The organism is Candidatus Methanodesulfokora washburnensis (genome assembly GCF_003947435.1).
Lineage (GTDB): Archaea > Korarchaeota > Korarchaeia > Korarchaeales > Korarchaeaceae > Methanodesulfokora > Methanodesulfokora washburnensis.
The window spans coordinates 1-6,333 of sequence record NZ_RCOS01000086.1 but is presented as its reverse complement, the minus strand read 5'-3'; the positions used below and the strand labels follow the sequence as shown (position 1 = coordinate 6,333).

The 6,333-nt window shown below is 41.9% G+C and carries 6 protein-coding genes; 1 reads left to right on the top strand and 5 read right to left on the bottom strand.

What is annotated here, in order from left to right:
* Positions 1-268 (top strand): hypothetical protein (locus tag D6D85_RS07155; protein WP_237558785.1); only part of this gene is annotated, 268 nt, incomplete at its 5' end.
* A gap of 219 nt (positions 269-487) precedes the next feature.
* Here D6D85_RS07155 and D6D85_RS07150 read toward each other — a convergent pair.
* Genes D6D85_RS07150 through D6D85_RS07130 form a run of 5 tightly spaced genes read right to left on the bottom strand, consistent with a single transcriptional unit; the run spans position 488 to position 6,029 of the window.
* Positions 488-1,492 carry an ABC transporter ATP-binding protein gene (locus tag D6D85_RS07150; RefSeq protein ID WP_125671383.1) on the bottom strand — a complete coding sequence of 335 codons (1,005 nt, stop codon included), beginning with the start codon at positions 1,490-1,492 and terminating at the stop codon, positions 488-490.
* On the bottom strand, positions 1,468-2,433 hold the full coding sequence (locus tag D6D85_RS07145) for an ABC transporter ATP-binding protein (protein WP_125671382.1): 966 nt from the start codon (positions 2,431-2,433) through the stop codon (positions 1,468-1,470). The genes D6D85_RS07150 and D6D85_RS07145 overlap by 25 nt, the downstream gene beginning before the upstream one ends.
* Positions 2,434-2,437: 4 nt before the next feature.
* Entirely contained in the window at positions 2,438-3,322 is an 885-nt protein-coding gene (gene nikC / locus D6D85_RS07140) for a nickel transporter permease (protein ID WP_202617270.1), read from the bottom strand.
* 15 nt (positions 3,323-3,337) lie between these two features.
* Positions 3,338-4,348, bottom strand: a complete 1,011-nt coding sequence (locus tag D6D85_RS07135; RefSeq protein ID WP_125671381.1) for an ABC transporter permease — start codon at positions 4,346-4,348, stop codon at positions 3,338-3,340.
* Positions 4,349-4,397: 49 nt separating this feature from the next.
* The gene (locus D6D85_RS07130; RefSeq protein ID WP_161969741.1) at positions 4,398-6,029 is read right to left on the bottom strand and encodes an ABC transporter substrate-binding protein; all 1,632 of its coding nucleotides are present in this window, start codon (positions 6,027-6,029) and stop codon (positions 4,398-4,400) included.
* Positions 6,030-6,333 lie beyond the last annotated feature (304 nt).

The following is a 6,333-nucleotide window of genomic DNA, read 5'->3' as shown; positions in this document are numbered from 1 at the left end:
CATAGCTAGATATCTCGAGAGATCAGGTTATATGGAAAGAATAGAGATTAAGGAGACAGATGAGGGACTTCAGCTTGATATGTATGGAGTCTCCGTCCTCAGATCATCCGATATGCTTGTCAGATCAGGAATGGCCCCTTCCCACATAATGACAAATATCATGTTCGCTGCCCTAAGAGAAGCGGGGATTGAGGCTGAGCTCAGGGAACTTGAGATAGATGTAGATAAAGGGCATGTGAGGGAGATGTGGATCTTTAAAAAGGATTAACTCAGTGAAAATGGATTTTGAAGCTGAAAATCTGGCTTCTGAACTCGTAACTGTTGTTAGTATATTGTTTCATCTCGGCGAGTCTATGGAGGAGCTAGAATTCTTCCTATTATTATAGCTAATAGAATGAATATAATAATGAATATAACTAACGGTAACAGACTTGTTGTTAATAAAGCTATTATAAAGCTTATATAATCTCTCCATTCAAGTTTACGCTCACTCAGCCTCTTTTTCAAATTTCTCCCAGAGGTGACATGCAACCAGATGACCACCTCCTACATCCACAAGAGGAGGTTCCTCTGAAAAACATTTGTCCTCGGCATATGGACATCTCGTGCTAAATCTGCACCCCTTTGGTGGATTTATTGGACTTGGTATCTCCCCTCTTATGGGAACTCTCCTCCGAGCCCTTGCCATCTTCGGGTCTGGTATCGGTGTTGCGGACAAAAGTGCCCTGGTATAGGGATGAAGTGGTTCTTCAAGGAGCTTTTCTGTAGTTGCATGTTCAACGATTTTGCCTAAATACATAACATAGACTCTATGGCTCATCCTCCCAACTACTGCTATATTATGTGTTATAAGAAGGTAGGTTAACTTCTCCTCTTTTTTCAGCGAATCTAGAAGATTGAGTATTTTTGACTGAACACTTACATCTAGGTTTGATGTCGGTTCATCCAATATAACAAACTTAGGCTTTGTTATAAGAGCTCTCGCTATCACTATCCTCTGTCTCTGTCCTCCACTGAACTCATGAGGATATTTAAACATGTCCTCCTCTCTCATTCCAACTTTTTTTAATAAATCAGCTACTTTTTCCCTTATTTCCTCCTCCTTCGCCCCAAAGTGTATCTTTAAAGGCTCGCCTACTATATCTTTCACTCTCATTCTTGGATGAAGAGAGGTATACGGATCCTGAAAGACTATCTGCATCTCTTTTCTCAATGCCCTCAAGGCTTTTCCTGAAAGAGAAGTTATATCTTTTCCTTCAAAGAATATTTTTCCAGACGTAGGCTCTATTAGTCTAAGCAAAAGCCTTCCTAGCGTAGTTTTACCACTTCCTGACTCTCCAACGATTCCTACTGTTTCCTCCCTTTTTACTTCAATGGAAACTCCGTCCACGGCTCTAAGATAACCGGATATCCTGAAGATCCCTCTTATAGGAAAGTATTTTTTCAAATTCTCAGCTGAGATAAGGCTCACTGTCCCACCCTGAGATGACATGCAACCAGATGACCACCTCCTACATCCACAAGAGGAGGTTCCTCTGAAAAACATTTGTCCTCGGCATATGGACATCTCGGTGCGAATGCACACCCATTTATTTGTTTTAAAAGCGATGGAATTTCTCCTTCTATAGAAAACAGCTCGCCCTTATCTCCTAACTTGGGTATAGCCTTTAACAAACCCTCAGTATAGGGATGAAGTGGCCTCTCAAATATCTCCCATATATCACCCACTTCTACCGCTTTACCAGCATACATAACTTCAATTCTATCAGCAAGCTCGGCTGCCACCCCTAAATCATGTGTTATAAAGATAGAAGAGGCTCCTGTTTTTCTAACTAAATCTTTTATAAGATCTATTATCTGAGCTTGAATTGTCACATCTAAACTTGACGTAGGCTCGTCCGCTATAACAAGCTTGGGATTGTGTATAAGAGCCATTGCTATCACTATCCTCTGCGCCATTCCCCCGCTCATCTCATGAGGATACATTTTATATATTCTCTCCGGATCAGGAAGACCTACCAAAGTAAGATATTCAAGGACTCTTTCCCTGGCCTCTCTCTTTGTTATCTCCTCATGTTCTATAAGAGCCTCAGCTATCTGATCGCCCACTCTCATAACCGGATTTAGAGCTGCTTTTGGTTCTTGGAATATCATTGTTATATCTTTTCCTCTTATCTTTAGCATCTCCTTTTCAGGCAGAAGAAGAAGATCTTTTCCTTGAAATATTATTTCTCCTTTTGTTATTTCAGCAGAAGGATCTAGGAGTCGCAGTATAGAGAGGCCAGTGACAGTCTTTCCGCTTCCTGTTTCGCCAACCAAAGCAAGAACCTCCTCTGGATATACCCTAAGAAAAACCCCTCTCAATGCTCTAACAATCCCTCTTAAAGTCCTGAATTGGACATGGAGATCTATTACATCTAGTAGGGGGTCCACCTGATCACCTCTTTGCCCTCACATCCATTATATCTCTCAATCCATCGCCTATTAAGTTAAATCCGAAGGTGGCCAAAAGTATAGCTAGTCCAGGAAAGGTGGAAACCCACCACTGCTCTGTTATGAACCTTCTTCCATCGCTTACCATGACACCCCATTCCGGCGTTGGTGGCTGAACGCCTAGGCCTAAGAAACCCAAACCTGCAGCTGTGAGGATTGTTCCCCCCATATCAAGCGTAGCTTGTATTAATATCGGTGGGAGCGTCATAGGAACAAGATGCCTAAATATTATCCTAGCTGTACTGGCTCCTATAGCTCTTGCTGCCTCTATGTAGGTCTCATTCCTTATTTGAAGGGCTGTTGCCCGTGCCAATCTGGCATATAAGGGCCAACTAACAAAAGATATGGCCATCATGGTGTTGAAGATTCCAGGCCCAAGGGCGGCTGCGACAGCCAACGCCAAAATTAACCTAGGAAATGCCATAAACATGTCAGTCAACCTCATTATAATCTCATCAATCCATCCACCAAAGTAACCCGATATAGTCCCAAGAAAAAGACCTATAAGCAAAGATATTGAGACTACAACCACCGCTATGAGGAGTGATATCCTAGAACCCCATATTACCCTGCTTAAGATATCCCTGCCCAGTTGATCAGTTCCAAGAATATGCTTCCAGCTAGGAGGGGCTAGTCTTTCATCCATGTTCTGGGCAATAGGATCGTATGGTGACAATACTGGGGCGAATATTGCCGTGAAAACCAACAGCAGTATTATCGCTGTTCCAACTATATTTAGGAAGTTTCTCCTAAAGAGAATTAGAGTAAATTTTGTATCTTCAGATGTAAGAAAGTCTCTAAAGCCCCTGAGAAAATCCTTAATGCTCATGAAATTCCGTCCTCCCTAGTACCTTATTCTCGGATCTAGGAAAGCATATATAATATCCACAATAAAATTCGCAAAGGAATATACTAAGGCTATTAGAAGAGTGGATCCCATCACTGCAAGGAAGTCCACAGAGAGAAAAGCTCCAGTAGAATATCTTCCAAGTCCTGGCCATGCAAATATAGTTTCAGTTAATACAGCTCCCTCCAGAAGGCTTCCGTATGAAACTCCTATAACAGTTGTTGTCGGTATTAAGGAATTTCTGATAGCATGTCTCATCAACACAATTCTTTCTCTAAGCCCTTTTGCTCTTGCAGTTCTTATGTAATCCTGTCTCAGAACTTCAAGAAGGCTGGCTCTTGTTATCCTAGCTATAGATGCAGAGCTATAGTACCCAAGAACGAACGATGGAAGAATAAGATGCCATAATGCATTTTTAAATGCATCAAAGTTTCCGGAAATGAGACTATCTATGGTGAGGATGCCGGTGATTCTGGGAGGAGGGGTGATATAGGGATCAAGCCTTCCGGGTCCTGGCATCACCCCTAGCTGATAATATAAAACAAAGAGTAAAATTAAGCCCAGCCAAAAGACAGGCATGCTAACGCCGATAAGGACAAATATCCTAGAAAGATGATCAGGTACTTTATCTTTCTTCACGGCAGAGATTATTCCAAGAGGTATGCCAGTTATTATAGCAACTATGAGAGCTGCCGTTGCTAGTTCTATTGTAGCTGGGAAATAGTAAAGAAGATCGCTCATCACTGGCTTGTTTGTTCTTATGGATTTTCCTAAATCTCCGTGGAGAAGCTTCCATAGATAATCAACAAACTGATCCCACATAGGTCTGTCAAAACCCCATTCATGTCTGACTTTTTCAACAAGTTCTGGAGGAGCCTGTGGACCTAAAATAGCTCCTATAGGGTCTGCAGGTATAACATGAGATATTATAAATGTTATAACTACTATGCCAAATAAAGTGAATATCATAAGAGCCACTCTTCTGGCAAGATAAGCCCAGAAATTCATAGAGAGGACACCTCATCATTTAAAAAATAAAGGAGGGAGAGAGTGGTGTTCAGCTGCCGACTTTCTTATAGATCTTGGAGAAGTCAAGATAGAAGAATGTTGGATCAGGCACAAACCCTTTCACCCAGTCTCTCAGAACATATGGGTGGACTTGCTGGTAAAGTATCACAAATGGACCATTTTCAAGAATGTACTCTGATAAATTCTTATACATAGCATCCCTTTTATTTAGATCAGGCTCAAGTGCTGCTTTTTCTGTCAAATTAGCTGCGTAATCGTCGTACCAGCTATTTCTCCATGCAAGTTGTTTTACTCTATAGTTTCCAAATGCCTCAGCATTGTCATCCGGATCTGGATAATCAGTTCCCCATCCAGCAAGCACAAGCTGAAGCCCCTGCTTCCTGTATTTCTCATACATCTCTGACTGCGTCATCTGCACTATTTTAACTTTTATTCCTGCCTCAGCTAAATCCGATTGTATCTTGGTAGCTATATCTATCTGCGGGTATGTTGGTGGTGTTGTAAGCTCTATCTCAAATCCATTCGGATATCCTGCCTCAGCCAGAAGCTTTTTAGCCATAGTTATATTCTTATAATATGGTGTATTGGGATCTGCTCCCAGCAATCCCTTCGGTATTATCGTCTGCCATTTTATTGCCATTCCTTTTAATATATTACTAACTATGCTATCATAGTCTATAGAATATCTTATAGCTTGTCTCACCTTGACATTGTCAAGTGGCTTGACAGCAACGTTCATGCCAATATAAATAAGCCTTAACCCTTCAACTTTCTCTATCACAATGCCACTTGTCCCTGCCAGCTGTGCTATCTGGTCTGCTTGAAGATCCCAGGCTATATCCACATCACCCTTCTTTATCAGAAGGAGCTGATCTGTGGGCTCAGGAACATGTTTTATTATTATCTTTTTCAGGGGGGGAGCTCCTTTCCAGTAGTTGGGATTGGCTACCAGTACTATTTGAGATTCCCTCTCCCAACTCTCTAGAATGTATGGTCCGCTTCCTGCACTATGATCGGTCATCCAATCGCTTCCCATATCTCCTCCTTTTGCATGAGCTTCAACTACCTTCGGATCGACTATGGCTCCTGTAGTAAATGTTAATGTAGCAAGGAAGAAGCTAGGCGCAACTGGCCTGTCAAGGGTTATCCTGACTGTGTAATTATCCACTTTTTCTATCTGTTCTGGCTTTGATACAAACTGGGTGAGAACCCAAGCAGCTGTCTGTTTAAGTTTTATCACCCTTTGAAGGGAATATACTACAGCATCGGCATTAAGCTCGTTTCCACTAGCAAACTTTATTCCTTTTCTTATGTGGAAGGTGTATATTCTGTTGTCTGGGCTGACTTCCCAGCTTTCAGCAACTTCCGGTTTCACATGAACCAGGTCAGGGAGCTCAAAATCCACAAGCTTATCGTAGAGTTGATTTGCCACAAGACACGAAGCGAACTCATAGGCTCTGGCCGGATCAAGAGAGACCGCGTCAGAAGTATCCATCGCTATTATTAGGGTATCCAAGGCTGTTGGTGATGGAGCTGTTACATTCTGAGCTGGCTGCGCAGGTTTTACTGGCTTCTGGATCATTAGTGCAACGGCAGCTATCACTACCACCACTATTATTAGGGCAATAGTCCAAACCGTTTTGGATACTCCTTTTTTCATATTCTCACCTGGCCTGTTGGCCAGCATGCTGTAGCATACTTAAATATAAGGATTCGGTTTATGGCAGCATAATCTACAATTTTTACGATAAAGATAATTAGTATATATATTTAAAGTGTGCATGCAAAAATTTTTATAGCAATGATCCGCTGGTAGAGAACGGGTGATCTGTTGATAGAAAGAATTGAGATCTATGAGGCGAAACTCCTTTATAGGCAGCCTTTCACAATCTCTCTCGGAACCTCAACCTACAGCGTTGATGTGATAGCAAAGGTCTACGATGACGAGGGAAATGTTGGTTTGG

Bases quoted from the DNA above. Each gene is read 5' to 3' on its own strand.
- D6D85_RS07150 (WP_125671383.1), bottom strand. From the start codon at position 1,492: ATGTCATCTCAGGGTGGGACAGTGAGCCTTATCTCAGCTGAGAATTTG.
- nikC (WP_202617270.1), bottom strand. From the start codon at position 3,322: ATGAGCATTAAGGATTTTCTCAGGGGCTTTAGAGACTTTCTTACATCT.
- D6D85_RS07135 (WP_125671381.1), bottom strand. From the start codon at position 4,348: ATGAATTTCTGGGCTTATCTTGCCAGAAGAGTGGCTCTTATGATATTC.
- D6D85_RS07130 (WP_161969741.1), bottom strand. From the start codon at position 6,029: ATGAAAAAAGGAGTATCCAAAACGGTTTGGACTATTGCCCTAATAATA.